This is a genomic window from Amphritea sp. GJ51-11, from assembly GCF_055808735.1.
This window is the reverse complement of sequence record NZ_CM147881.1, coordinates 2192643-2217033: the sequence shown is the minus strand read 5'-3', so window position 1 is coordinate 2217033 and position 24391 is coordinate 2192643. Positions and strand designations below refer to the sequence as shown.

Sequence of the window (24391 nt, the reverse complement as noted above, 5' to 3'; positions counted from 1 at the left end):
ATATCTGCCCGCAATTTAATAAAGAGGAATTCCTTTATATTTATACCGTTATCTATGTGGTCTGTCTTTTCCTTGCAAAATGGTTTAATTTTATCAATGTTAAACAGCGAAAGGGCTGTTATCGCCTGAGAATAATAAGGAACAGATGTGACCTATAAAATCCCCGCATCCTTGAGCACTGAACGCTTAGTGCTGGAAAAAACCACTATCGATGATTGGTCTGCATTGCACCAGTTTTACAAAGATGAAGAATCGACCCGCTATACCACCGGTCGCCCTTTAAGCGAGGGGGAGAGCTGGCGTATCGTGGCCGCATTGATTGGCCATTGGGAAATACACGGCTATGGCCCTTATACGGTAAAGCTTAAAGACAGCGGAACAATTATTGGGCTGGTGGGTCTGTGGTATCCCGGTGACTGGCCTGAGCCGGAAATTATGTGGTCGTTAATTCCCGGCTATAGTGGTCAGGGGTATGCTGCAGAAGCGGCCTTAGCCGTGCGCGCTTTGGCGGCGACTTATCTACCCGAACTGCATCTGATCAGCCTGATCTTTGAGCAAAACCAAGCGTCACGTAAACTGGCATTAGCGGTGGGCGCAACCCTCGAACGTAAGTTTATCTTTCGCGACAAAGAGGCGTTGATCTATCGACATCCTTCACCGCTGAATACGGGTCAACACGATACCGGTCAAAATGCCGATTAAGGCAAATAGGCTACTCGGTGGTACGTCATCACCGAGAATCAGAGTGCCGGCGAAATAGGCCACCACGGGGATCAAGAAATTACAGTTGGATAAAAAGCTTGGGCCTGCGCGGTTAACCACGATGAAGTAGACGATCGAGGCAACACCGGCAGGCATTAAGCCGAGCCACATCACCGAAAAGACCGCGCTGGGAGTCGCCAGCAATGAAATCTCATGAATAATATTTTGGCCATTGAAGATCACAAAGGGCAGCACCAGTACCGATGCACAGATCATCATCCCCGCACCGCCGATTAACGGATTAAAGGTAGGCAGTAATCTGATCAGTACGGTATTGATGGCATAACTACTAGCAGCGGCAAGAATCGCCAGCGCGCCTAATAAGTCGATACTGCCAGCGCCAAAGGGGTTGAGCAGCACCGTCACGCAGCTAAAGGCGACCGCAAAGCCTAAGAGTTTATAGCGGTTTAATTGTTCACCGGTGACGAAGTAGTGAGCGATCAGCATGGTGACGAAGGGCATCACCGACATCAACACTCCGGTGCTAGCCGAGGTAACTGAACGCTGTCCCCAAGTAATCAGGATAAAGGGCAGGGCGCTGCCAAATAAGCCAAGCAGCATAAAGCTACCCCAACTCTTTACATCCCGCGGCAGTCGTAGGCCTCGAGAATAGGCAAATAGAACGATGACGATTGCGCCTAGACCGATCCGCGAGATGGTGATGGTCAGTGCGGACAGCCCACCTTGTAGAGCGATGGAGGTCACCATAAAGGACGAGCCCCAGGTGATGACGAGGAAGCCAAGTAGAAGCCAGTTGATCAGTTGTGGAGTAAGCACGATGTCGGTCTGCAGTTAATAACGGGAAAGCGCGCTAGTTTATACTAGTCTTAGGGCTAAAGCTGTAATCTAGCCAACCGGTTAGCGATGATTTCTAGCCTGATTGGTCCTATGTTTGAGGCGTAAAAAATAGGATTTTGTTCGCTCGGTACGGGTTAACTTTGTTAAGCTCAAGCACGTGTCGCTTTTTATCGGTTAAGCGCTAAGGCGTAAGGATATTTATGAAGCAGTATATGATGATCGGCGGCGTAATTGTGCTGTTAGCGATGGCCATTGTAGCGGGATACTTTGCCCTGCAAGGGATTAAATCTCGTGGGCAAACGCCACCGGGCTTGGTGAATGGTGTACTAACGGCTTGCCCGATGAAGCCCAATGCGGTGTGTAGTGCAGCACAAACGGATAAGGCGCATTATATTGCACCGCTTAACGCGGCGGATTTAGCGTCTATCGCAACCATTATTGAGCACCTAGGCGGGCGGATTATTAGCCAAGATAGCGATTATCTGGCGGCAGAATTTAGCTCGTCACTGTTTGGTTTTGTCGATGATCTCGAACTGTTGTTAGATCGCCCCGCAGCGGTGATTCATGTGCGTGCAGCCTCTCGGGTTGGCTACTCCGATATGGGTGTGAATCGGCAGCGGGTTGAAGTAATACGGCAACGCTTGGAGCAGCAGGAATGAGCCGTAGCAACAAAACTGATTACCTCACGGGCTATTCACCTGAGCTGCAACAGCAAGCGGGGCAATTGATCGATACCGGTAAGTTGCCGGACTATCTACGTAAGCGTTATCAGGGCAAGCATTCGGTGGCATCCTCTAAAGCGTTGTATCAATATACGCTTGCGTTAAAAAACACCCATCTAAAAAAATCAGCCCCTATCAGTAAAGTAGAGTATGACGACCGTATTGATGTGATTCACAATGCACTCGGGCTGCATACCCATATCTCACGGGTTCAGGGTAATAAGCTGCGGGCTAAAAAAGAGATACGTATCGCCTCGTTATTTAAGCAGACCCCCGAGCCTTTTTTACGCATGATCGTGGTGCACGAGTTGGCGCATATTCGGGAGAAGGAACATAACCGTGCTTTTTATAACCTCTGTCAGTATATGGAGCCGGATTATCATCAACTGGAGTTAGATCTGCGACTCTACCTAACCTGTCTCGAGCTGTTTGGGCCGCTCGACTGAAGCAACGTGCAAAATATTCATTATCGTTTTCTAAGGTGACCGATGGCTGATCTCCAGCTCTACCAATATATTCTGATTGGCTTGCTGTTTATTTGGAGCGGCTTTATTCGTTCTGGACTGGGCTTTGGTGGGGCGGTTTTGACCCTGCCGTTTTTGCTCCTGATTATTGATGACCCGTTGGTTTTTTTGCCCATTATTGGTGTGCATCTGATGGTGTTTTCACTGCTGATCACTTGGCAAAGTCGCCAACGGGTGCAGCAGGCTGCCATTAAGGACCAAGCGGCAGAATCGACCATCGATTGGCGTTATCTACGTTACGCGCTGTTGATTATGATTGTACCGAAAATGATCGGCATCTTCGGGCTGCTAACCCTGTCGGGTTCGCTGATGAGCGCCATTATCTATGTCATTGTGATCGCCTATGCTATTAGCTATGTGCTTAACCGGCCTTTCAAAAGCAATCATCGTGGCTTGGATATCTTCTTTATGGTACTCGGTGGCTATGTCAGCGGCACCTCGTTAATTGGCGCGCCTTTGATAGCTGCGGTATTTGCAGCCCACGTGAGCCGTGAAAAATTACGCGATACGCTGTTTGTGCTTTGGTTTATTTTGGTGGTGATCAAACTGAGCTCCTTTGTTGTCGCCGGCGTTGATCTGCAACTGATGCATCATCTTTGGTTGTTGCCCTGTGCCTATATTGGCCATCTGTTTGGTCAGCAGGTGCATAGCAAACTGATGAGTGCGGACACGCAAGTATTTTATCGGGTGCTGGGCACGGTGCTGATCTTGGTGAGTAGTTTGGGGCTTATGAAAACCCTGATGACATAAATCTCGGCGGGTGATGGGCTGGGCGTTGTTGTCATTAAATTGCGGGGATATGTTATTTTCTCCAGTAGGGTAAGTGGTTAGAGTAATTGATTTATAGGGGAAAATGATGTCGATTTGGAAAACAGAGATGAGCGTTGAGGCGTTACAGACCTTTAGCAAAAACACCTTGGTTGAGCATCTTGGCATTCAAATCACCGAAGTGGGGGATGACTACATCTGTGCCTCTATGCCGGTCGATAGCCGTACCCATCAGCCGATGGGTTTATTACACGGTGGGGCTTCGGTTGTGTTAGCTGAAACGCTGGGTAGTGTGGCGGCTCAGTTAGCCGCCGAACCGGGGCATCGCTGCGTCGGGCTTGAAATCAATGCCAATCATTTGTCGGGCATTCGTACCGGCCATGTGTATGGTAAAGCCACGCCTGTGCATATCGGTCGTTCGACCCAAGTGTGGGATATTCGCATCGTGGATGAGAACGATAAAGGTATCTGTGCATCCCGCATAACCATGGCGGTTTTAGAAAAATAGAGTAATTATTTTTTTCATCTAAAATTGGCTTCAAAAGGGTATATATGGCCGATTTTGGGTGTTAGACTGACAGCTTAACAAGCCGGCCAATTTGCCGGCTTTTTTTATTTTTCTAACCTGAGTTTCAACTGTCAAATAATACAGTTGAAGAGAGATGCTTCGTGCGTAAAACCCTGTTGTCATTAATCGCTCTACTGAGCAGCTGTATTATCCTTTATCTGGGTATCGGCCTGATGAATATTCTGGTGCCATCGCGGATGGGACTGGAAGGTATGTCCACGGACACCATCGGTTTGGTGTTGTCCATGTATTTTGTGGGTATGTTCGCCGGTGCGATTTACAGTAAACAGTTGGTTAAACGGGTTGGCCATATACGGGTATTTGCCGGTAGTTTGGCGATTGAAGCGATCTGTATTTTGGCGTTTACCTTAGATGCGAACGCGCTGCTTTGGGGTGTGTTAAGGGTTTTGCTTGGTTTTAGCCATGCCAGTCTGTTGACGGCGATGGAAAGCTGGCTCAGTGACACGGCAACCGAAGAGACCCGAGGCAAAATGTTGGCCGTGTATAACGCCTGTATTATGACCGGTTTGTTTTGTGGCCAATTCTTGATGGGCATTGCCGATCCATCCGATAACACGTTGTTTGTGTTGGTGGGGATTCTTTTCTGTCTAGCTACACTGCCGGTGTTGTTTAGCAGTGAGAAGGGGCCGATTATTGAAACTGTGGCGCCGATGTCGATCATCTCATTATTCAGAGTATCGCCGCTGGGTGTCGTTACCTGTCTAACGGCGGGTGCGGTGTATTCGGCATTATTTAACCTGTTGCCGGTGTTTGCCGCTGAATATCATATCAGTGGTTTTCAGCTATCCCTGTTTATGGGGTGCGCGATCCTTGGGGCATTCCTATTGCAGTTTCCGGTGGGTATGTTGTCCGACCGGTTTGACCGACGAACCGTATTGCTAGGGTTGTTGTTGGTATCATCGGTGCTGGCGATTGCGATTGTGCCATTAGCGGCGATGGAGATGATCGTGGCACTGTTTGTGTTGTGTGGTATCACCTCGGGGATTGTCGCCTGTTACTACCCGTTAAGTGTGGCGGAAGCATTCGATAAGCTGAAAAAAACCGAAATGGTATCGGCGATGGGCAGCATGCTGTTGGCCTTTGGTCTCGGCGGGGCGATTGGTCCCTATACTGCATCCTTACTGATGGCGGCGTATGGCAGTGCTAGCTTGTTCTACTGCATTGCGGCGGCGCAAATGTGTTTGGCACTGTTTACCATCTACCGGATGACGGTCAGAAAGGCCTTGCCGGTGGCGGATCAGGAAGGCTTCGTTATGCAGAGTGAAGCATTATCGACCTCAGTACACCTTGATCCACGGATGGAGTATAGCGAACCTGAAGCACAACTGAGTTCTGAAGCTGAATTGGCTATCAGTATTGCTGAGTCGGATCCTGCGGCAGCGGTTAGATTAGCCCGTGCCTTGACCCTTAAAAATCCAGAGAAGGGTACTGAAGTCGCCGCGGCCGTAGCGAAAGTGCCCGGTATTGATGTGATGCGTCTGTATGAAGTGATGAAGGAAGCGGCCCCCTATCAGATCCTGGAAATTACCCAAGCGATTGTAAAGGCTAAGCCTGAGCTGGCTGCAGATCTGGTGTCGCGTTTGGCCGAGTGGTATCCCCAGCAGGTGATTCCTGTGGCGATTGAAGTGGGCCGGGTGTTCCCTGATATGCGTATTGAGATGGCTCGGATTGCGGTTGACTCTGCGCCGGAATCGGCGACTCAGGTAGCGGAATATTATGCCCGCCTGATTGCCGAAGAGCGTGAAGCTATACGTCCGGCGGATAGGGAAGATGATACCAGTGAGTCGGATGCTCTGAATATGGCGACGGAACTGTGGGAAGCTAACCCTGATCAGGCATTGGATATCGCGGTGACGATGGCCGAATCTGTTCCTGAAACTGCGGTTGCGATGACCGAAGAATATATGGCCGGGTATGACGCGGAGTCAGCTACGGATACGGCGGAAACCTCAGCTCAATCATCAAGTAGTGATGCAAATGATGATGAGGGTGACTATCAAGATGCGATCGAATGGGTATCCAGAATCTCAGAAGCCGCGCCCGAGCAGGCGATGGATGTTGCTGCCACCGTTGTTGAAGCGGTGCCCGAGGCGATGTTTGAGGTCACCGAAGAGTATCTGTCTGCGGTCGAGGAGTCTGACGTTGAGGCCGAACCGGAGGCTAATGGCGAGCCTGTGGATGAGGCTGCTGTTGAGGTCGATACTGACGAAGATGAGCATCAGAAAGCGATTGAGTGGTTGACACGAATGTCAGAGCTATCGCCGGAAATGTCCTTGAATCTCGCGGTGAAGATCGTTGAAGCAGTGCCGGAGAGTGCGCAGTATGTGGCCGCCGAAGTGGCACGACAGTTACACGAAAGTTATCAGACAGAAGATAATAGTGTTAGCGATGATTCAAACACCGAGGTCGATGATGCGGTTGAGCTAGTCAACCGCTTGAGTGAAGTGGCCCCCGAAAATGCTGAAGATGTTGCCGTAGCGGTGGTTGAAACCATCCCAGAGGCAGCATCAGAAGTGGTTGATGCCATCAGTTCGGGTGATGAATCCCGTGAAGGAGAGTGGGTTAACTCAATTGATAAAAACAGCGATAAACCCTAACGGTTAATGGGTGTTTAGTTAGTGCATAGTCAATGGGTTGAGTTAAGGGGTGAGTTAATCTAGCCCCGTTAATAGGAATTTAGCGTTGAAACTAAAAGAGGATCAATTCTGCGGAGTGCACCGCAGAATTGATCCTCTTTTTTTCGTGCCGGTTAGGCCGTTAACGCCATAGGCTGAAGTGCTTGAGCTAGGCGGTTGACCGCTTCCGGGAATAGCGCCGGGTCGGTGTTGCTGAAATTCAGTCTTAGCGCGCTGTTTTCAAGCGCCATATCGGCGGGATAAAACGCTGCTCCCGGTACTACCGCCAGTTTATGCTGTAACGCGCGGGCGGCTACGTCACTGCTGTTGCCCTGTGTCAGTGTTAACCAAACAAACATGCCACCCTCTACGGTATCAAACTGTACCAAATCCCCCAATTGTTGCTGTAATGCATCGCTAAGGTGCTGATAACGGCTTTGATATCCTTGCCGCAGTCGCGTTAGATGCTCGCTAAATTCAGGGTGGTTTAACAGCGCCTCAATCATCGCCTGTTGAGGTATGCCGGTGTGTAGATCGGTTGCTTGTTTAATCCGTTCAGCTACGGCGATAAAGTCTGCTGGACCACTCATGGCGCCGACTCTAAGACCCGGAAAGCCAATTTTGGAAAATGACTTCAAGCTGATGCTGAGTTCTGGGCAGTGTTCACTGACAGTGTCGAGTTGTTCACCGGCAAACCTTAATTCACGGTAAGGGGCGTCTTCAACCAAGGTGACGCCATAATGACGGCAGAGTTTAGCGACCGCTATACGGGTCTCGGTCGACCATACCCGTCCGGTGGGATTATGAAAATCCGGTACGCTATAAAATAGCTTAATGTTGCCGCCTTTAAGATAGCTTTCCAACTGATCCAAGTCTGGTCCGCTAGTACTGCTCATTAACGGACAAACCTTAATGCCCGATAACTGGAATACCTGCAGGGCACCCAAGTAAGCCGGCATTTCGGCGATCACCTGATCGCCGGGTTCGAGTAACGCCCGGGCAATAAGATCGAGCGCTTGCTGGCTACCATTGCAGATAAGCCAAGGATTCTGTGTCTTTGAGCTGCGCTGTAAGGTATCTAACAGCGGGCCAAAACCTTGGCTATTGCCATACTGAAATAGGTGGCTATTGTCCGCCAAGGATTCACATGTTGCCCTGACCAGTTCAACCGGTAGTAAAGAGGAGGCGGGTAACCCTCCGGCCATTGATATCATTTCGGGTTGATTGGCGGCGCTGAGAATCTCTCTGATATAGGAAGCATCTAGCGACTGGGCGTTACGTGCAAACTTCATGATCCGTTCCTGGTGCGGTAGTGGTATGGGAAAAGGTTGAGTGGTCGTCGTGAGCGTTAATTCGATCTGATGGGCTGAGCCATTATCGAGATTGTGCTGTAGGGCGTTATCAGAGTGTATGCCTGAGGTTATCGCAATAGTTATCTATTTATGATCTGCTTATTGTCCATTTATGCTTATTTTTAATCTGCTTTTGGCTTCGATGGTGAATCGTTGTGGCGCGAAATAAGGGCTAGACCGGAACTCTACAGAGCTAAGTCGTTAAATTGTTAAGCGCTCTTTTTTGCGGCATGTCATCCAGGCTGTCATTAACCTAACTGAGGGCTATGCAACGGCAGGTTGATGGTCTTAGAATAATAAACATACAAAGTCGATGGCCATTGTGTCGGATGAAATGACCACCACAGTCGTTTGTTAAGTGCACTAAAAAGAGGTTTATATAGCGTCTTTGCTATGAGCGCCGACTTAAAGATGCAAACTAGGGTTATAGTGGTGTTAACAATGCGGCTAGACATGGGTTTTGTCTCAGCCAATGGCATACATGGAAGGTGTTATGGAATTTAAAGATTATTACGCATTGCTTGGTGTCGAGCCGGATGCCGATGCGAAAACCATTAAAACGGCTTATCGTAAGTTGGCCCGTCAATATCACCCCGATGTGAACCCGGAACCGGGAGCCGAAGATAAATTTAAAGAAGTTGCCGAGGCCTATGAGGTATTGAAAAATGCTGAACGCCGAGCTGAGTATGATGAATTACGACGTTATGGTGGCCAGCGGGAACAAGGCTATGAGCCGCCAAGAGGGCAGCGGGGACCATCATCCAGTGATTTTGAAGGCGATTTTGCGGACTTTTTCAGTTCAGCCTTTGGTAATCGTGGCGGTGGTTTTCAGGGTTATAGTGACTTTCAACAAACGGCAGCACGGGGTCAGGATGTTGAAGTTGAAATGCCGGTATTTTTGGAAGACATCATTGCCGATGTGAAGAAGCCAATTGAATATCGCATGCCAGCCTTTGTTGATGGCCGAGTCACTGAAGTTAAAAAATCACTTAAAGTGAAAATCCCGAAAGGGGTTGCCGATGGTGCACGGATTCGCTTAAAAGGACAGGGTGCCCCCGGACAGGGTGATGCGCCAAGCGGTGATCTTTATATACATATTCGTATAGTCCCTCATCCTATCTTCGATGTTGAAGGACATAACTTATTGATCACGGTGCCGATTGCCCCTTGGGAGGCGGCGTTAGGTGCAAAAGTCAATTTACCCACGCTAACCGGTAAGATCAGTTTAACGGTGCCGCCGAATAGCCAAGCGGGTAAAAAAATGCGTATTAAAGGGAAGGGCCTGCCAATGAAAAATGGCGTTGGCGATCTCTATGTGATTTTCAAGATTGTGATACCTGAGCATACCAACGAAGAATCAAAAGCATTGTGGCAAAAATTGTCCGGCCTATCAGCTTTTGATCCCAGAGCCGAGTGGGAGAAAAACAATGTCTGATATCGTCTTAAGAGTTTCATTGCAAGAACTATGCGTCCAGGAAGGTATCACTGAAACCATGGTTATCGAGGTGGTTGAACATGGTATTGCCGCGCCCTCGGCGGGACAGGACACCAATGACTGGATGTTTGAGTTAAACAGCGTGCATTGGATGAAAAAAGCGATTCGCCTGTACCATGACCTTGATATTGATTGGGTATCCATTGCTATTGTGATTGATTTGTTGAAGCAAAAAGATGCCTTGCTTCGTGAGAATCAATGTTTGAAAATGCAGCTTGATCGCTTTGTGAACGATGTAACCTAACGGCGTTAATGTGATACTGATTCAGTCGTCTATCGGTAAACAATAGGGCGGAGCGGTGTTGGCTCATCATAGATACTCGAGCCGTTAACCTAAAGATCGCCCTGTTAAATAACCATCCTCGGCCCCATTGATGCTGGCGTGCTGTCATCAATGGGGCATTTTGTTTTCAGCGTCGCTGAATACGCCGTGACTCAATGCTTAATATCAATACTCAGTATCCAGCTTTAATCTCTAAGCCTTTGAATAGATAATTGCCCATGCCCAGTGTCCAACAGAAAGCTCGTATTAATGATGTGTTGCACCAAATTCATCGTGACCTGAGTGCGCCGTTGACGGGTGCCGGATTAGCTCAGGTCGCAGCCTATTCCGAGCAGCACTTTCACCGTTTATTTAAGGCAGTTACTGGCGAATCACTGCATCGTTATGTTCGCCGCGTTCGGCTTGAACATGCGGCAAATTTATTGATGTTTGAACCACTCACATCGGTGCGCGATATCGCGTTGAAGTGCGGCTATAACTCATTAGCCTCCTTTACTCGGGTGTTCAGTGAGCAGTTTGGTGTGACGCCGGGACGCTGGCGCAAACAAGAGCGCCTGCGCCGCGAGCCCTACTTGAGTGACCCGGAGATCGCAGCCGGTGCACAAAAAGTGGCGTTGTTACCGCTGCCGCAACCGGATCTGATCGAGCTTGAGGATCAACCGGTCGCCTATGTTCGGCATCTGGGCTATGACCGCTCGATTCGCACGGCTTGGCAGGTGTTGCAGGCGTGGGCAGCGGCGGAGCAGCGTCCCTTTACTCATCAAATTGGCCTGCATCATTCGAACCCTGCTTGGACCCCTTTAGACCGATGTCGCTATGTGGCTTGTTTAGGGGTTGATAGCCCGATTCCTCGACGGGGCATGATTAACGCCATGGTGATTCCGGGTGGATTACATGCCCGGTTTAAATTTACCGGCCAATATGGCGAGCTGTTACCCTGGATCAATCGTCTGCAGGATGAATGGTTAGCGAGTTCAGGTCTCAAGACCGGCGCCTCACCCGCCTTTACAGAATATCAGCGAAATCAGTTTATTGATCCCCAAGAACGATTCGAATTGTATTATTATCAGCCGGTATCTTTTTATTAATCAGACCGCTTAAGGGGGCATTGTGAATATAGCCATAAGCTCGACGGATAGACCCGAACAAGAAGAGGTGCTGCGGTTGTACCGAGCTAATGGTTGGTCTGCCGCCGATAAGCCGGTGCAACTGATGGCTGCATTAGCCGCGTCCCATACCTTGGTGACCGCCAGAGTCGATGGACAGTTGGTTGGTTTGGGCAATGCGCTCTCAGATGGTCATTTGGTGGTTTATTATCCGCACCTGTTAGTGATGCCGGAATATCAGCGCCAAGGGGTTGCTAAACAAATGATGCAGGTGTTACAACAGCCTTATCAGGGCTTTCATCAGCAGATGCTGGTTGCCGATGGTGCTGCTGTCGGTTTCTATGCCGCGCTGGGTTTTAGTCGTGCCGGTGAAACTGAACCGATGTGGATCTACAGTGGAACGGATCATTAGGTCCTAATTATCACCCCGAGATGCGGTAAGGTTTTACCGGCCGCTAGCGTCTGGGGTTTCTTACCGTTTCGGTTAAACTGACAGGTGAATTGTTTGAGCTATCCCCGACTGACACGCTTAGTGCCTTTGTTGTTTGTTTTACTCTGGAGTACGGGGTTTATAGGCGCGAAGTATGCGTTGCCCTATATCGAACCCTTTTATCTGCTCTTTGTCCGTATGCTGATGACCTTAGTGGTGTTTCTTGCATTGGCATTTGTCTACCGCTCTCGCTGGCCGAGCCTAAAGCAGGGAGGGCATCAGGCGGTGACCGGTTTGCTCGTGCATGGTTGTTATCTGGGGGGAGTATTTGCTGCGATTAAACTGGATATGCCTGCGGGTATTGCTGCCATTATTGTTGGACTACAGCCGCTGTTAACATCCCTGATTGGCTGGCAATGGCTCGGTGAGCGATTACGTGTAGTGCAGTGGAGCGGGCTCTTTCTGGGGCTGGCAGGGGTCACACTGATTCTGTTGAGTGGTCAGCAGAGTGAGGCGATGGTGATACGGCCCGAGGCGGCCTTGGCCGTTATTGTTGCCCTTGTGGCGATCTCGGTAGGCACACTGTATCAGAAAAAATTTGGCGGCCAGGTCGACCTACTAACCGGCGCGATCTGGCAGTACCTGTCGACAGCGCTGCTGATGGGAATTCTGGCGTTTGTATTTGAGGAACGTCATGTTGAATGGAATCTCACGCTGATGCTGTCTCTTGGCTGGTTGGTGTTTGGCTTGTCGATCTCGGCGATTTTACTGTTGATGTTTATGATTCGCGAAGGCGAATCAGCCCGCGTCGCTAGTTATTTTTACCTAGTACCGCCTGTTACCTCGGTTGAAGCCTGGCTGCTGTTCGGTGAAGCGCTAAACTGGTTACAAATAGGGGCGATCTTTATCACAGTATTTGGCGTCTATCTGGTGTTGAAACCCTCAACCCGGCAGTTGGATTAGGTCAGGCGAATCAACCGTTTGCCGGCATCTAAACCCAGATCGTTAAGTCATCGTTAAAATCGAATCTGAATAACACGTTTGTAGGCGTGTGGATGTGCCGTGAATATTGAAATGATCTTTGTGTTTGCTCTGCTGCTGATCACGATCGGCCTGTTTATCTGGGATCGTATCCGTATGGATATGGTGGCTATGATGGTTGTGGTGGTCTTGGCCTTGTCCGGTATTATCACCCCCGCCGAAACCGTATCTGGATTTGGTCAGTCTCTGGTGGTGATGATTGCTGGTTTGTTTATCGTTGGCGAAGGATTATTTCGTACCGGGGTGGCCGCCGCCGTAGGTGCTTGGATTATGCGCATGGGAGGCCAGAGCGAAAAGCGTTTGCTGCTGGTGTTGATTCCGGTGGTGGCCGGCATGTCGGCCGTGATGAGCTCAACCGGCGCCGTCGCACTGTTTATCCCCGTGGTTCTGAGTATCTGCCGCTCGGCTAAGTTACAGCCTTCACATCTGTTAATGCCGCTCTCATTTGCTTCGTTGATCGGGGGGATGATGACGCTGATCGGTACGCCACCCAATATGGTCGCCAGCACCCAATTACAAACGGCGGGGCTGGCTCCCTTTGGTTTCTTCGATTTCACCCCCATCGGGGCTGTGATTCTTGTTTTTGGTACGCTTTATTTAGTGTTTATTGCACCTAAGTTATTGCCTGAAGCGGGCGTGAGGGAAGCAACTCATCCACACTTAAAAGAGTTTGCCGAACGTTACGGTATTGAAAATAATCTCTATCGTTTACGGGTGAGGCAGGATTCTGAGCTGGTTGGCAATACGGTCTCGGATATGTTGTTAAGAACCCGCTTTGAGGTCACCGTATTTGCTATTCGCCGAGACGGTAAGCTGGTGTCCTCGCTGATGCCGGTTCTCAGTGAAACCGTGATTGCCGGCGGTGATGTCTTGTTAGCTTATGGCGAGGCGGAGGGGGTTGAAGCGCTATGTATCCAAACCGGCTGTCTGTTTTTCGGCTTTCCCGATGATGAACGCAGCCGTATGGACAAAGAGTTTGGGGTGGCCGAAGTGATGCTGCATAACCGCTCACCGATGATCGGCAAAACCATTAAAGATGGCCGTTTTCGTGAGCAGTATAACCTTAGTGTTATCGGCGTGTTACGGGATGGCAAACCGTTAAGTACCCGTTTTAATGGTGAACCACTGCAGTTCGGCGACACACTGCTGTTAGCCGGCGGTTGGCGCTATATCGAGGCCCTAGAAGAGCGGCATAATTTTGTAGTTTTGGAAACTCCGGCCGAGATGACCGAAACCTCAGCCCGTTGGGGGCATGCTCCGGTAGCGTTGCTGATTATGCTGGCGATGTTGGCGTTAATGATCAGCGGGGTGGTATCGAGCTTAGCGGCGATCTTACTCGCAGCGATGGCAATGATCATGAGTGGTTGTATCACCATGAATGAAGCCTATAAATCGTTAAACGGCAGCAGCTTGGTGCTGATTGCCGGGATGCTGCCACTGGCATTGGCGATGCAAAAAAGTGGTGGGCTAGAGTTTATTGTGGCGGCATTGCTGTCACTACTTGGGGCAAGTACTCCGATACTGATCTGTGGGGCATTATTTGTGCTGACCTCGGTGTTGAGTCAGTTTATCTCCAATACTGCTACGACCGTGCTAATTGCGCCTATCTCGATTGCCATTGCTCAGGGGCTAGGGATGAATCCAGAGCCGTTTATGATGACCGTCGCGATAGCCGCCTCAACCGCTTTTTCAACGCCGATCGCCTCACCGGTGAATACCTTGGTGTTGGTGCCCGGTAACTATCGGTTTATCGATTTTGTCCGGGTGGGTTTGCCTCTGCAGGTGATGTCGATGGTGATTACATTGCTGATGACGCCTCTGATTTTTCCCTTTTAGCGCTGCATTTTTATCTCAGAAATGTATTATCAGCATGCAAAACATAACAATATGATAGGTTAAGCCATAATGAGTGATCGTGAGTATCGAACGGTAAAAGCATCGCAAACGGTGTTGAAAGAGTTGATGGTGCCTTCATATGCCAATTTTGGCGGCAAAGTGCATGGTGGTGTGATTCTTTCGCTGATGGATAAGATCGCTTATACCTGCGCCGCATCCCATGTGAAGGGCTATTGCGTCACGGCGTCAGTAGATTCGGTTAACTTTCTTAACCCGGTGGAAGTGGGTGAACTGTTAACGCTGTCGGCGTCGGTGAATTATGTCGGTAATTCATCCCTCGAAATCGGTATTAAAGTGATTTCAGAAGACTTTCGCTTAGGCATCGTCAAGCATACCAATACCTCTTACTTTACGATGGTGGCGATGGATGAAGAGACCCGTGCACCCATTGCGGTACCGGGCTTAATACTTGAAGATGAGCAAGAGATTAAACGCTTTATCGAGGGTAAGATCCGTAAACAGCTTAAATCGGAACATCGGGCTGAAATGAAGAAGATTCGTAGTAATCTCGATCTGATTACCGAAATTAAATCCCTCGATGGTGAACATTGCCGTCTATATAAGCCCTGAGTGCACCTACCGGCGTATTCAACGGTTAGTCCTGCACTGACTCGATACTTTCTAAGTAGGGCGGTAGCGCCATGCTGAGGAAGTGTTGTCGGGCGAAGTTTAACAGGGTCGAGGCGGCGGGGCTGAGGGAGCGGCCTTTACGACTGACTAAGCAGACCTCTCGCCGCATTGGTGGTGCTATCAACGGAATAAAGCGCAGTTCTTTGAACGATTCGGTACTGGCCGCCAGTGCGGGTAATACCGAGATACCAATCCCTTGACGGATTAGGGCGGCGATGCCGGCGGGGTTAGACACTTCTAAAATGGCTTTTTGATCTGACAGTTGCAACTGGCCCGCTTCGCGAAACTGATTGAGCTGCGCCCGAATGCCGGTATCGGCAGACAGAAACAACAATTCTTCTTCAATCAACTGTGGCCAATCAATACTGGCGAGGTCACTAAATCGGTGCCGGGTAGGTACAACTACCCCATAACGATCTGACAGTACCGGCTGATAGTTGAGTTCCGGATGGGCCGAGTGATTGGCGCCAATACCAAAATCTACATCATTATCCAGTACGCGCTGCTCTATCTGTCCGGCACTATCATCCCGCAATGAGATCGCGATATCGGGATATTGTTGTCGATAATCGTCGATCACCGGTGGTAATAAACGGCTAATGGTCGAAGGCGAGGCGGCAATGGCCACCTGTCCTTGTTGCTGTCCGGCAATGGCTTGCAGGTCACCGATCGCGGTATCGAAATCAGAAATCAGCTTCTCGGCTACGGGGCGAAACTGCTCTCCTTGCAGCGTTAACAATACCCGACGTGTGGTGCGATCAAACAGGGTTAAACCGACCGATTGCTCCAGCTGTTTAATGGTGGCTGTGAGGCTCGATTGGGTCAGATGTAGCCGGCTGGCGGCTTGGGTAAAGCTGCCACAATAAGCTACTTCGGCGAAGGCGCGTAGGTGTCGAATCGATAGGTTTGTATTCATTTATCGTTTTAAACTATTAATTAATCATATTTTATCGTTTGAATGATAAATGATATTTCTGCATTATGACCACCTATTTATATGCCAGACGTAACAGGTTGATCGATGATTCCACGTATAGCCGAAGTACACATTACTGAACAGCTCTATCTTGATTTTATAGAAGTCTTAAAAATCAATGGTTTTAAAGGCGAAATTAATCCTGATTATGCAAGCAGAGTGGTGTTGTCGACGGATAACAGTATTTATCAGGTGTTACCGCAGGGCGTTGTTTTTCCGCGCACCGTCGATGATTTAGTGGTGTTGGCCCGTCTCGCCGAGACGCCAAGGTTCAAAGAAGTTGTCTTGAGTGCTCGCGGCGGCGGTACGGGTACTAACGGTCAATCGTTAACCGATGGCCTGATTGTCGATATCTCACGGCATATGAATCAGATTCTTGAAATCAACGCCGAAGAGCGTTGGGTGAGAGTGCAAGGGGGTGTGGTAAAAGACCAGCTGAACGCGGCACTCAAACCTTATGGATTGTTCTTCGCGCCGGAACTGTCCACCAGTAACCGGGCAACAATTGGCGGCATGATTAATACCGATGCCAGTGGTCAGGGTTCTTGCATGTACGGTAAAACCCGAGATCATGTGCTGGAACTCAGTTCGGTGTTTCTCGATGGTACTCTGTGGCATTCGGCGCCGTTGGATGACGTAACCCTTGAACAGATTAAGCAGCGTGATGATCGCGTCGGTGAGGTACATCGGGTGGTTGATCAGGTTTTCACGGAACACCGTGAGCTGATCGATGCTAAATTTCCGAAACTAAACCGCTGTCTGACCGGCTATGATCTGGCGCATATTCGTGATGAACAAGGGCGTTTTAATTTGAATTCGGTGCTTTGTGGTGCCGAAGGCTCATTGGCCTTTATCGCGGAAGCGAAGCTCAATGTCTTACCCATTCCTAAATATTCGGCTTTGGTAAATCTCAAATATGCCGGTTTTCAGGACTCTCTCGAAGACGCCGCCAAACTCATGGCTTGGGGACCAACCTCTATTGAGACGGTTGACTCCAAAGTACTCAATCTGGCGATGAACGATATCGTTTGGGATAGCGTGAAAGCGTACTTCCCCCAAGCGGAAGGCGAGCCGACGATTCAGGGGATCAACCTTGTCGAGTATACCGGTGATGATGAGGATGAACTGCAGCAGAAGATCGCCAAGCTGACCAGCTATCTGGACAGTGTTTCAGGCGAGCCTGGTCAATTGTTCGGTTATTCCGTGGTGATGGGCGCCGCTGAAGTCAACAAAATCTGGGGTATGCGGAAGAAGTCCGTTGGCCTGCTGGGTAATGGTAAAGGCGAACAACGGCCGATTCCGTTTGTTGAAGATACCGCCGTGCCGCCAGAAAACTTAGCGGCTTATATCAAAGAGTTTCGCGAACTGTTGGATAGCCACAATTTGGCCTATGGTATGTTTGGTCATGTGGATGCTGGGGTGTTGCATGTACGCCCGGCGATCGATATGAAAGATGAGGTGGAAGAAAAACTGATTCGGGTGATCTCCGATGGGGTGGTTGCCCTAACACAGAAATATCATGGTTTGATCTGGGGCGAACACGGTAAAGGGGTACGGTCTGAATATGCGCCAGCCTTCTTTGGTGAACTGTATCCTCAGTTACAAGTTATTAAGGGTGCTTTTGACCCAGCTAACCAGCTGAACCCCGGTAAGATCTGTACGCCGCTGATCGATGGCGCTGAGCTGTTGAAAATCGATGCGGTACCGACCCGCGGCCAGCATGATCGGCAGATTCCGGCGGTAGCACGCGATGAGTATAAACAGGCGATGTTCTGTAACGGTAACGGCGCTTGTTATAACTACGATCCTAAGGATGCGATGTGTCCTTCTTGGAAAGCCACTCGGGAACGTAAACATTCCCCTAAAGGCCGCTCATCTCTGATTCGTGAATGGTTACGGCTGATGTCCCTGCAGGGCGTCGATATTGTAGCGGAAGGGCGTAAAGCGCGTTATGGCTCCTTTATGAGCAGTTTGCCGGGTCGGATCAAGAATAGCTGGAAAAAGAAACAGGGAGAATACGACTTCAACAATGAAGTCCATGAAGCGATGATGGGTTGTCTGGCCTGTAAATCCTGTGTTGCCCAGTGCCCGATCAAAGTGAATGTGCCGGATTTCCGTTCCCGTTTTCTCGAGGCTTATTACAGTCGTTATCTCCGGCCGATGAAGGATTATATGGTCGGTGGGCTGGAGTTTATGATCCCTTATTTGGCCCGTTTTCCCGCGCCATATAACTGGATGATGAATAACACGCTGATGAAAGCGGTCTTTCGTCGCTGGGTCGGCATGATGGATAGCCCACCAATCTGCACTAATAGTCTCAAGCAGGGCATGGATAAGCGGGGCGTGTTATTTGCAACACCGGATAATCTATCTGCGATTACGCCGGATCTGCGTGAACGGTCGGTGATCATTGTTCAGGATGCCTTTACGAGCTATTTTGAAACCCAGTTGGTGCTGGATGTGATCGATCTGCTTAACCGTACCGGCTTCAATGTACTGGTGGCGCCCTTTAAGGCGAATGGTAAGCCCTTGCATGTGCATGGCTTTAAAGCCGCTTTTAATAAAGCCGCCGATGCGAATACTCAGATGTTGCAGACGCTGGCCACCAGTGGCATTCCGATGGTGGGGGTCGATCCTTCGATGACACTGACCTATCGCCAAGAATACGTCGATGATGGTACGCGCCAGCAAGTTAAGGTGGAGTTGATTCAGGAGTGGCTGGTTAAGCATCGTGATCTGCTGGCAGAAACGGGGGCTCGCTTATCCCCACATGAGTTTAAACTGCTAGCGCACTGTTCTGAGAAAACCTCTGCGGCGGCCTCGATGGCGGATTGGAAACAGATCTTTCAGGCATTGGGGCAATCACTGGAACTGCAGGCGACCGGTTGTTGCGGTATGGCGGGCACTTACGGCCATGAGAGTGAACACTATGATACATCGCGTAAAATTTACGAGCTGAGCTGGAGTGAGGTGGTTAACGACCCCGCCAATGCGGGCAAGTTGGTAGCCACCGGTTATTCCTGCCGTAGTCAGGTGAAACGCTTGGATAATCAGCAACTGCGTCACCCAGCCCAAGTGTTGTTGGCATTGGTTAAGCAGGGCTAAAAAAGCGAAGTGGCTCTGCGGTACGCTGAATATAAAGCCAGATCACTTTTCAGTCGTCTGGCTTTTTTCTGCTTGGGCTTGGTGATAGTGTCGGTCCATCTCGCCATATTGGCGTTCATAGGCTTGTGGGTCTGAGCGCCATAGGCGATAGAGCTTACGGTCATGACTGGCCATTGGTGGCGGGTTGAGTTTACGCCGTTGAATCGCTTGCCAAGTGACCGGTATAAATACCAGTGCAACAAACAGCAGTACAATGATGTATTGGTAATGTTCCATTATGTTTAGATCCACTGTTTGATGGCAGCCCTTGATCGAGCATGCTGATGTTATTAACCCTGAAAGGCGAGCGTGATAGCGATTCGACCTGTTGATGAATCACTCGCGTATTAGTTTGAGGATTGTACACCAATGAGCAGAGCCGATCTCTGGAACCATCGTTATCTCAGTAAAGATATCAGTCTGCCAGCCCTGCCTGCCGAGCTGCAAGCTTCTTTGGATCAGTTACCACCGGGGCGCACCCTTGACCTAGCTTGTGGCGATGGTGCGGCTAGCTTGTATTTAGCTGCGAAGGGGCATCGGATTTTGGCGGTTGATTTTGCCGTCAACGGCTTACAACGATTACAACGGTTTGCCGCGCAACAACAGTTTTCGATAGCGACTCAGGCGCTAGATTTGAGCGTCCCCGGCGCATTGGATCAGTTAGCTATAGAACCGGGCCATGATGCGCGCTTTGATAATGTGGTGATACTACGCTACTTACCAGAGGTTTCGCTGTTGCAGCAATTACCCTTACAGATGGCACCTGCCGGGCGATTATTGATTCAGACCTTTAATCTTGAACATCATCGGCAAAACGGTTTTCCTGAACGGTTTTGTTTATCATCGGCGGCGTTGGTTGATAAACTACCCGCATTGACACTGTTGGATTATGACGATGGCCGGTTAAAAGGGGCTTGTTTCGACCGCTATCTGTTTGGCGCGCCATGATCTTTTTTCCGCCTATAGTGCAAGTGCAAAATAATATCAGATAAGCGATCATACAAACCGGTTAACGGTTTAATTTAAGGAGCATGTCCGTGGATGATTTATTACCCGAACTCTGTGATCAGTTCCCGGAACTGGTACAGGTTGTAGAACCGATGTTCGGCAATTTTGGTGGCCGTGAGCGTTTTGGGGGCCAGATAGTCACACTTAAAGCGTTTGAAGATAATTCGCTGGTGCGAGAGCAGGTTGCCTTGCCCGGTGAAGGGCGGGTATTGGTCGTCGATAGTGGTGGCTCTATGCGCCGGGCGATGCTGGGTGATATGTTGGCAGAAAAAGCCTCCCTTAATGGTTGGGCGGGGATTATCATCTACGGCTGTATCCGTGATGTGAATGCTATCGGTGATCTCGATCTCGGGGTACAGGCCTTGGGTACGCATCCGATGAAAACGGACAAAAACGGCCTAGGTGACTTGAATGTCGAGCTGACCTTTGGCGGCGTGACCTTTAAACCCGGCCACTATGTCTATGCGGACAATAATGGTGTGTTGGTGTCGCCCGAGAAACTCGAATTGGCGAATGCGGACAGCTAAGCCACGTTTGACATCGGTTGTCATGATGAAAAGCCGCTGCAGATGATCTCTGCAGCGGCTTTTTTTATTTCACTGACTTATATAAAGCGACAATTATATAGCGTATTACATGCTCTTATTTTTCTCTGGTGGTCTATTCTGTAAAGGCTTATGAATATCGAAAGCTTATTAGCCTACTGACTGATTGCAAGGCCTATAGGCATCTGTTTATATGAACAAGCTGAACGATATCAACTGTTTTTGATATCCCGTCTTGCGGCGGTAAAATCGGAATAGCTAGGCTAAAATTCTTAAAATAATGCCAAGGCGGAGTACTTCATGGTGGTAAAACCATCCTTATTATTGACCTGTTTTTTCACCTCGTTGGTGCTGCTGAACCTGGGTGGCTGCGCTGAAGAACAAAAAGCGCAGCATTTTCACTGGCAGCTTCAATCTCAAGCCACTGAAGACAGCATCGACTACGCTGAATTGAAAATCTTTACCGACAATCTTGCCTTGATGAGTGGTGGTCGCTTGATCATTACGCCGCACTCTGCCGGCGCGTTGGCGAGTGGCCCCGATATTTATAATGCTGTTAAAGAACGCCGGATCGATATGGGCAGCGGCTGGCCTAACTGGTGGTCTGCGATTAATCCGGCGTGGGCGTTGATGAATGCCGGGCCCTTTGATTTTATGAATTTAGATAGCTCGATGATGTTTTTCCTCGCGGGTGAGGGTAGCACACTGGCTAATGAACTATCGCAGCCGGATGGTATTCTGTGGCGACCAGCGTGGTGGCCGGGTATGGAGTTCGGCCTGTTGTCTAAAACCGAGATTAAAGGGCTGGACGATCTTGACTCGAAGAAAGTACGTATTGGTCCCGGATTGCCGAGTGAAGTGTTAGCGGCAGCGGCTGGTGCGTATACCTTACCGACGGTGCCAGAAGAGATCCGGCCGGCGCTTGAAAAAGGGGATATTGATGCGGTGGAATGGACCACGGCGGGGGGGCTTGGAACTTAGGCCTGAGTGATATTAGCCGTTATGCCATCGTGCCTGCGGTATGGCAACCATCGGTGTTGGCGGATTTTTTGATCAATCAGCAAGCCTACGATGAACTGCCGCCCGATCTTCAAATGATGCTTGAAACCTCGATTAAAGCGTACACCTTATCGACCACCATGAAGGCTAAAGTGGCTGATTTTGAAGCTTTTCGTTTGTTTATTGAAAATGGTGTAAAAATCAATAAATGGAGCCCGGCAGATCTACAGCGTTGGGAGGTTGTGTCAGATCGAGTGCTGGCAGAATATGGTGCACGGGATCCTATCAGTAAACATATTATCGACAAAAAAGGGCTTTTAAAAAGGTCTATACGGAATACTACCAGTGGTTTGGGCCTTATGATCATTAAGCTATTATCAATCAATAGAGGAGTGCAGGCGGTTATTAATGATTAGTCGATTGACGGCCCGACTGCTTCTGATCCTCAGTCTTATTACTATTTTGGTGATGACCGCCTTTGTGGTAATTCGCTTCGATGCGGCAGCCAGCTTAATGCAGCGCTCTTTAGATGAGCGCAGTCATGCGGTTGCAGAACGTGTGGCGAACTCAGTACGACCGACCATTTGGAATGTTTATAAGAAAGCCTATGAGCGTTCTTATACGGTTGAGTTGGCGTCAGCCATTTTAGATTCCGAAATGAAGTCTTCATTTGTCCAAGGGATCAAAGTCTTTGGTAATTTTGGTCACCTCTATATGGGGCGAATTAAAATCGATGGTCAAATCGTCAATTATGACCGATCCCTACATTCCCAACTCTGGTTAGGCGGGCACAATCGACTTAGGTTACCCATTAAAGCTGGCGAAGTGACCATCGGTAATGTTGAGATTATTTATAGTGATAAGGATTTTGCGGAAAACTTATATCAAAACCTGATCGTTGAAATTACCCAGGTGGCGATTGTCAGTCTGATGTTCGTAGGCTCCCTCTATCTTTTGTTACGCTTCTCGTTGGTTGCCCCGGTGCAATCCTTGGAGGTCGCCGAGCAAGCCTTGGGTGCCATTAATGAGGCTGTGTTTATTATTGATATCGCTGGCCGCATTACCGATACCAATCCGGCGTACAGTAAAATTACGCAATACTCTAAGAGCGAACTGTGCGGTTTTGTGCCCATCATTCACGCCTGTGATGATCCTACGATTGATTTCAAGACGCTTATCTCCGATGAGTATATGACCGATGGGCACTGGTCGGGTGAGGTGGTTGGGCAGAAAAAAGAGGGTACAACGTTTCCCGGTTGGCTCGGTCTTAATCGCGTTAAACGTAAGGATAGTGTCGTTACCTATGTCGGAGTGCTTACCGATATTACTGAGAAAAAAGAGGCGCAAGATAAGCTACATAAACTGGCCTATTTTGATGCGCTGACCAATATCCCGAATCGCCACTACTTTCTGGCCCGTATTGATGAGCAGCTTGAATTAGCGAAACGTGAGCAATATAAACTGGGTTTGCTCTATCTCGATCTGGATAATTTCAAGTGGGCGAACGACCAATACGGACATGAGTTAGGGGATCAACTCCTGATTAGCGTGGCCGAGCAGTTGAAGCAGAGGCTGCGAGAGTCCGATGTGCTGTACCGTATAGGTGGTGATGAATTTACCGTGATTATTCCGAATTATCACAAAGAGAGTAATTTGGTACGGCTGGCAACGGCGTTGATTGAACAAGCCAGCAACGAGTATGTCATTGAAGGTAAGTCGATTAACTTAGGCGCCAGTGTCGGTATCTCTACCTATCCGAAAGATTCTGATAACTCGAAAGACCTAATCATCCAAGCGGATACCGCCATGTATCAGGCCAAAGAAGCCGGCCGGGGGCAGGTGCACTTTTTTCGTCAGAGTTGGATATGCAACGCCAGGAACATCAACGTATTGAAGCTAGGCTGCGGGATGCCATTGGTCAAAATAGCTTACAGCTGTATTACCAACCCAAGGTCACTTTTAGCAACGGCCAGATGAGTTGTAACAGTGCCGAAGCGTTGATGCGATGGATCGAGAATGATCGCGTCGTCTTTATGCCGGATCAATTTATCCCCATTGCCGAGCAGACAGATTTGATCTGTGATTTAGGTTATTGGGTCATTAATACCGCCTGTGAGCAGATGGCTTTTTGGGCGAAAGCGGGGCGGGGTCACCTAAAGGTTGCGATCAATCTGTCGCCTCGGCAGTTACGGGATGAAAAGCTTTATGATTTTCTGTTGGCGAAAATAACTTTGTTCAATATCGACCCACAGATGCTAGAGCTTGAAATTACCGAATATGCGGTTATTGAAAATATTGAACAATCGATTCGCACCCTCGATAAGCTTAAAACCTTAGGGGTTTCAATTGCGATGGATGATTTCGGTACCGGTTATTCATCCCTCAGTTATCTTAAGCAGCTGCCTATCGATGTGTTAAAAATTGATCGCTCGTTTATTCAAAAATTGCCCGGAGATCTTGATGATGTCGCTATTGTGACGGCAATTTTCTCGATGGCGAAAGCGCTCAATTTAGCCGTGGTGGCTGAGGGTGTTGAGAATCAGGAACAGCTTGATTTTCTTATGCTGCAGCGCTGTGATATTGCGCAAGGCTACTTTTTCTCGCCGCCTTTGAATCACGCAGGTTTTACCGATTGGCTGGGTAATGTGGAGAGTTGGAATAATAACGTCGAGCAGTAAAAAAGGCCGCCGAAGCGGCCTTAGCTAAAG

The 24391-nt window shown here is 49.2% G+C and carries 24 protein-coding genes; 20 read left to right on the top strand and 4 right to left on the bottom strand.

What is annotated here, in order from left to right; all coding sequences use genetic code 11:
* Positions 1-147: 147 nt before the first annotated feature.
* Positions 148-702, top strand: coding sequence for a GNAT family N-acetyltransferase (locus tag AC0L4K_RS09780; protein ID WP_417222951.1), 555 nt, complete (start codon positions 148-150; stop codon positions 700-702).
* On the opposite strand, the gene AC0L4K_RS09775 is transcribed toward AC0L4K_RS09780, so the two are convergent.
* On the bottom strand, positions 655-1539 hold the full coding sequence (locus AC0L4K_RS09775) for a DMT family transporter (protein ID WP_473269115.1): 885 nt from the start codon (positions 1537-1539) through the stop codon (positions 655-657). The genes AC0L4K_RS09780 and AC0L4K_RS09775 overlap by 48 nt on opposite strands.
* A 221-nt stretch (positions 1540-1760) precedes the next feature.
* Here AC0L4K_RS09775 and AC0L4K_RS09770 point away from each other — a divergent pair, with 221 nt between their 5' ends.
* The 5 genes from AC0L4K_RS09770 to AC0L4K_RS09750 all read left to right on the top strand — a co-directional run bounded on the left by AC0L4K_RS09770 (position 1761) and on the right by AC0L4K_RS09750 (position 6760).
* Positions 1761-2219, top strand: coding sequence for a DUF1499 domain-containing protein (locus AC0L4K_RS09770; RefSeq protein ID WP_473269114.1), 459 nt, complete (start codon positions 1761-1763; stop codon positions 2217-2219).
* Entirely contained in the window at positions 2216-2728 is a 513-nt protein-coding gene (locus AC0L4K_RS09765; RefSeq protein ID WP_417222958.1) for a M48 metallopeptidase family protein, read from the top strand. Before AC0L4K_RS09770 ends, AC0L4K_RS09765 begins: the two co-directional genes overlap by 4 nt.
* Before the next feature lie 42 nt (positions 2729-2770).
* A complete protein-coding gene (locus AC0L4K_RS09760; protein ID WP_473269113.1) occupies positions 2771-3556 on the top strand; it encodes a TSUP family transporter in 786 nt (261 codons plus the stop codon).
* 103 nt (positions 3557-3659) lie between these two features.
* Complete coding sequence (locus tag AC0L4K_RS09755; protein WP_473269112.1) at positions 3660-4082, top strand: hotdog fold thioesterase; 423 nt, start codon at positions 3660-3662, stop codon at positions 4080-4082.
* A gap of 161 nt (positions 4083-4243) precedes the next feature.
* Positions 4244-6760 (top strand): MFS transporter, encoded by a 2517-nt coding sequence (locus AC0L4K_RS09750; protein WP_473269111.1) that lies wholly within the window; start codon positions 4244-4246, stop codon positions 6758-6760.
* Between the two features lie 152 nt (positions 6761-6912).
* Here the strand turns inward: AC0L4K_RS09750 and AC0L4K_RS09745 are convergent, their stop codons facing one another.
* On the bottom strand, positions 6913-8070 hold the full coding sequence (locus AC0L4K_RS09745; protein ID WP_473269110.1) for an aminotransferase-like domain-containing protein: 1158 nt from the start codon (positions 8068-8070) through the stop codon (positions 6913-6915).
* 553 nt (positions 8071-8623) lie between these two features.
* Here AC0L4K_RS09745 and AC0L4K_RS09740 point away from each other — a divergent pair.
* The 7 genes from AC0L4K_RS09740 to AC0L4K_RS09710 all read left to right on the top strand — a co-directional run bounded on the left by AC0L4K_RS09740 (position 8624) and on the right by AC0L4K_RS09710 (position 14951).
* Positions 8624-9565 (top strand): DnaJ C-terminal domain-containing protein, encoded by a 942-nt coding sequence (locus AC0L4K_RS09740; protein ID WP_417222971.1) that lies wholly within the window; start codon positions 8624-8626, stop codon positions 9563-9565.
* The gene (locus AC0L4K_RS09735; protein ID WP_417222974.1) at positions 9558-9869 is read left to right on the top strand and encodes a chaperone modulator CbpM; all 312 of its coding nucleotides are present in this window, start codon (positions 9558-9560) and stop codon (positions 9867-9869) included. Before AC0L4K_RS09740 ends, AC0L4K_RS09735 begins: the two co-directional genes overlap by 8 nt.
* 257 nt (positions 9870-10126) lie before the next feature.
* On the top strand, positions 10127-10996 hold the full coding sequence (locus AC0L4K_RS09730; RefSeq protein WP_417222976.1) for an AraC family transcriptional regulator: 870 nt from the start codon (positions 10127-10129) through the stop codon (positions 10994-10996).
* A gap of 22 nt (positions 10997-11018) precedes the next feature.
* Entirely contained in the window at positions 11019-11426 is a 408-nt protein-coding gene (locus AC0L4K_RS09725) for a GNAT family N-acetyltransferase (RefSeq protein WP_473269109.1), read from the top strand.
* An 84-nt stretch (positions 11427-11510) separates the two neighbouring features.
* Positions 11511-12407: a DMT family transporter gene (locus tag AC0L4K_RS09720; protein WP_473269107.1), complete on the top strand. Its 897-nt coding sequence runs from the start codon at positions 11511-11513 to the stop codon at positions 12405-12407.
* A gap of 99 nt (positions 12408-12506) precedes the next feature.
* Complete coding sequence (locus tag AC0L4K_RS09715) at positions 12507-14321, top strand: SLC13 family permease (RefSeq protein ID WP_417222983.1); 1815 nt, start codon at positions 12507-12509, stop codon at positions 14319-14321.
* 69 nt (positions 14322-14390) lie between these two features.
* Positions 14391-14951, top strand: a complete 561-nt coding sequence (locus AC0L4K_RS09710) for an acyl-CoA thioesterase (protein ID WP_417222986.1) — start codon at positions 14391-14393, stop codon at positions 14949-14951.
* Between the two features lie 25 nt (positions 14952-14976).
* Here AC0L4K_RS09710 and AC0L4K_RS09705 read toward each other — a convergent pair whose 3' ends face one another.
* Complete coding sequence (locus tag AC0L4K_RS09705; protein WP_417222988.1) at positions 14977-15927, bottom strand: LysR family transcriptional regulator; 951 nt, start codon at positions 15925-15927, stop codon at positions 14977-14979.
* Positions 15928-16032: 105 nt separating this feature from the next.
* On the opposite strand from AC0L4K_RS09705, the gene ydiJ reads away from it, so the two are divergent.
* On the top strand, positions 16033-19092 hold the full coding sequence (ydiJ, locus tag AC0L4K_RS09700) for a D-2-hydroxyglutarate dehydrogenase YdiJ (protein ID WP_473269104.1): 3060 nt from the start codon (positions 16033-16035) through the stop codon (positions 19090-19092).
* Positions 19093-19134: 42 nt separating this feature from the next.
* Here the strand turns inward: ydiJ and AC0L4K_RS09695 are convergent, their stop codons facing one another.
* Positions 19135-19368 carry a hypothetical protein gene (locus tag AC0L4K_RS09695; RefSeq protein ID WP_473269103.1) on the bottom strand — a complete coding sequence of 78 codons (234 nt, stop codon included), beginning with the start codon at positions 19366-19368 and terminating at the stop codon, positions 19135-19137.
* A gap of 132 nt (positions 19369-19500) precedes the next feature.
* Between AC0L4K_RS09695 and AC0L4K_RS09690 the strand changes: the two genes are divergently transcribed.
* From AC0L4K_RS09690 to AC0L4K_RS09665, 6 genes are all read left to right on the top strand, one after another.
* Positions 19501-20079 (top strand): methyltransferase domain-containing protein, encoded by a 579-nt coding sequence (locus AC0L4K_RS09690; RefSeq protein WP_417222995.1) that lies wholly within the window; start codon positions 19501-19503, stop codon positions 20077-20079.
* Between the two features lie 89 nt (positions 20080-20168).
* Positions 20169-20666, top strand: a complete 498-nt coding sequence (gene rraA / locus AC0L4K_RS09685) for a ribonuclease E activity regulator RraA (RefSeq protein ID WP_417222998.1) — start codon at positions 20169-20171, stop codon at positions 20664-20666.
* Between the two features lie 318 nt (positions 20667-20984).
* Positions 20985-21665, top strand: a complete 681-nt coding sequence (locus AC0L4K_RS09680) for a hypothetical protein (RefSeq protein WP_473269102.1) — start codon at positions 20985-20987, stop codon at positions 21663-21665.
* Positions 21635-22099: a hypothetical protein gene (locus tag AC0L4K_RS09675; protein ID WP_473269100.1), complete on the top strand. Its 465-nt coding sequence runs from the start codon at positions 21635-21637 to the stop codon at positions 22097-22099. Before AC0L4K_RS09680 ends, AC0L4K_RS09675 begins: the two co-directional genes overlap by 31 nt.
* Positions 22092-23660, top strand: a complete 1569-nt coding sequence (locus tag AC0L4K_RS09670) for a diguanylate cyclase domain-containing protein (protein WP_473269099.1) — start codon at positions 22092-22094, stop codon at positions 23658-23660. Before AC0L4K_RS09675 ends, AC0L4K_RS09670 begins: the two co-directional genes overlap by 8 nt.
* On the top strand, positions 23549-24361 hold the full coding sequence (locus tag AC0L4K_RS09665; RefSeq protein ID WP_473269098.1) for a putative bifunctional diguanylate cyclase/phosphodiesterase: 813 nt from the start codon (positions 23549-23551) through the stop codon (positions 24359-24361). The genes AC0L4K_RS09670 and AC0L4K_RS09665 overlap by 112 nt, the downstream gene beginning before the upstream one ends.
* Positions 24362-24391: the final 30 nt, after the last annotated feature.